General features: G+C 53.2%; 1 protein-coding gene. It reads left to right on the top strand.

Annotation, left to right across the window (positions count from 1 at the left end; translation table 11 throughout):
* Positions 1 to 3,300: RHS repeat-associated core domain-containing protein (locus tag V6D20_14485; GenBank protein ID HEY9816986.1), on the top strand; the 3,300-nt coding region annotated here is incomplete at both ends.

Here is a 3,300-nt window from a genome sequence, read left to right as displayed (position 1 = left end):
TTGAGGCATTTAGCGCTGATCCGTTAGGTAACGCTGCCTCGTTGCTGGGCAATGCCACGACCCGAATTATTTACGACCTGGAACGTTTCAGGACGGCTGGTGAACCCGTCTTCGCGGCTACCTTAGCGCGAGAAACCCATGTGAATGATCCGCTACCGCCGGATGGGCTGAAGATTCAGGTAAGTTGTGGCTATTCGGATGGATTTGGGCGAGAGATTCAGACCAAGATACAAGCGGAGCCGGGGCCAGCTCCTGAGTGGGATGCTGATGGCGTGCTGAGGTGCGACAACAACCTCCTCCCTACCGATCCGCGTTGGGTGGGCACGGGGCGCACCATTTTCAACAACAAGGGAAATCCGGTTAAACAGTACGAACCATTCTTCAGCCCGACCCATGTCTATGAAACTGAGCCGGGACTGGTGGAATGTGGGGTGACACCGATTATGTTCTATGACCCGATTCAGCGGGCGATCGCCACCCTTGCCCCCAATCACACCTACAGCAAAGTGGTGTTTGATCCCTGGCAGCAGACTACCTGGGATGTAAACGACACGGTGCTGCAAAATCCGGCAGAAGACGAGGATGTGGGGAGCTATTTTAGTGGCTTGGCTGAGGAGGAGTTTTTACCCACCTGGCATGAGCAGCGGATCAATGGTGGATTCGGATCTACTGAGCGAGGTGCAGCAGAAAAAGCAGCAAACCATGCCAGCACGCCATCGGTCGTACATTTGGATACGCTGGGTCGTCCGATTTTGACCATCGCCCACAACCGCTTTGAACAGGAAGAGAACACTCTGGTCGATGAGTTCTACGAAACGCGAGTGGGGCTGGATATTGAAGGCCATCAGCTCTATGTGATGGATGCACGGGGTAACCCGGTGATGGTGAATGCGGTGGTGAGCCGTGATGACCAGGGGGTGCCGCTGCGAGATGCTCAGGGCAATCCGATTATCGAAACGACGGCCAATAATCTCCTGGGCCATTCCCTCTATTCCCTCAGTTCCGATGCTGGGGAACGATGGACACTGAATAACGTAGCGGGAAATCCGATGCGAGGTTGGAACAGTCGTGGCTTTGTCACCCGGATGGAATACGATGAGCTGCAGCGTCCGACCCATCTCTATGTACAGGAGGAAGATGATCCTGAAGTCTTGGCAGAGCGGACGGTGTATGGGGAACGACACCCGGAAGCCTTCCAGCAAAATCTCAAAGGGCAGGTCTTCAAGCAGTTTGATAGTGCTGGCGTTGTTACCAGCTTCGAGTTTGACTTTAAGGGCAATTTGCTGCGGGGCGGTCGGCAGATTGCCACAGAATATCGGCAGCAGATGGATTGGTCGGCAGTGGAATCGTTGACGGAGGAAGATCCACAGAGTTTGGTGACAGCGGCAACCCCGCTACTGGAGCAGCCGCCACGGATCTATGACGTGATCTCGGTGTTTGATGCCCTGAATCGACCGATTAGCGTGACGAGTCCCGACGGCAGTGAGGCTCGCCCCACCTACAACGAGGCGAATTTGCTGGAGGCGATGGCGGTGCGTTTGCGAGGAGCAGACGAGTTCACGCCGTTTGTCACCAATATTGACTACGACGCCAAGGGCCAGCGCACGCTGATTGAGTATGGCAATGGGGTGCAAACCACCTATACCTATGACCGAGAAACCTTTCGGCTGACCCGCCTGTTCACCAGCCGAGGATCGGCATTTCCTGAGGATTGCCCGAATCCGCCGGATGCCCCCTGCGGCATCCAGAATTTGCATTACACCTATGACCCGGTAGGGAATATCACCGCCATTCGCGATGATGCCCAGCAGCGCATTTTCTTCAGTGGTGAAATTATCGATCCCAGCCATGACTACACCTACGATGCCCTCTATCAACTGCGCCGGGCGACCGGGCGCGAACACATTGGCCAGACGACGAATACTCCTGGGGAAAATCGCCCAGAGCTAAAGCCTGAGTATGACTTCAATGGCTCCACGCGCCGCAATCTGCCCCATCCCAACGATGGGCAGGCGATGCGGAACTATACCGAGCAGTATCAGTACGATGCGGTGGGCAACATCCTGGCGATGGTGCATCAGTTTGCAGATGAGAGTTGGACAAGGCTATACGACTATGAAGCCAATAACAATCGGCTGAGAACGACCAATCTACCCAGCGATGGCAACGTTAACCAACTCGATATCACCACTGTCGCCAGTCGTTATCGCTATGACGACCACGGCAACATGATCCAGATGCCCCACCTACTGCTGATGCAGTGGGACTTTAAGGATCAGCTCCAGGCATCGTCGAAGCAGGTGCGGACTGATGGGGGCACGCCGGAAATCACTTACTACGTCTACGATGCGGCGGGGCAGCGGGTGAGGAAGGTTACAGAACGAGCGGCTCAACCGGGACAGCAACCCACCCGCAGCAAGGAGCGGATTTATTTTGGTGGGTTTGAGATTTACCGGGAGTATGGCGGCGATGGCGAAATGGTAACGCTGGAGCGGGAAACGCTGCATGGGATGGATGACCAGCAGCGAGTTGCCTTGGTAGAAACGAAAACGGCGGAGGTAAGCGATGGGGTTGCGCCACCAACGGATCTAAATGTGTCGGTGATTCGCTATCAGCTCAGTAACCATTTGGGGTCGGCCAGTGTGGAATTGGATGATGGCGGAGCGGTGATTTCCTATGAGGAATATCACCCCTATGGCACGACGGCGTATCAGTCGGGACGTAGTGTGGCTGAGGTGAGTTTGAAGCGGTATTGCTATACGGGGATGGAGAGGGAGGAGGAGACGGGGTTGGCGTATCACGGGGCGAGATATTATGCCGCGTGGTTGGGGAGATGGACAGCAGCAGATCCGATTGGAACTGTAGATGGGGTCAATCTTTATAGCTATGTTTTGAACAATTCGACGAATAAACAAGATTCCACAGGACTACTCTCGGAACCCATCAATCATGTTGAAGGAGAAAAACGAATTGTTAATGTGCCAGCAAATGAGCCAGGCATCTCTTTGAGCTATTCATCATTTTCTTATGCTGATCAAGACGTAGCGTTTGAGCGCCAAGAATTTCGACTACAAGCTAGTGGGGAATTCCTAGGGTTTCATATAAATTATGAATTTGCTTTTACTTCAGAAACTACTCAATTTTTCAATGAAGATGAATCGAGTTTAATCAATGAGAAACCGGATGATACTGGCTTGAATTCTGAACAATCCATTAATTCAGACTTTACCGTCTTTAAAAAGCCTTCCATAGCGGTGCCGGAAGGAAGTCCGGGAACAAAGTTTGTCCCTTTCTCTGAGC

This window comes from Candidatus Obscuribacterales bacterium (genome assembly GCA_036703605.1).
Lineage (GTDB): Bacteria > Cyanobacteriota > Cyanobacteriia > RECH01 > RECH01 > RECH01.
The sequence above is the reverse complement of the archived record's forward strand: the minus strand, read 5'-3'. Positions and strand labels throughout refer to the sequence as shown.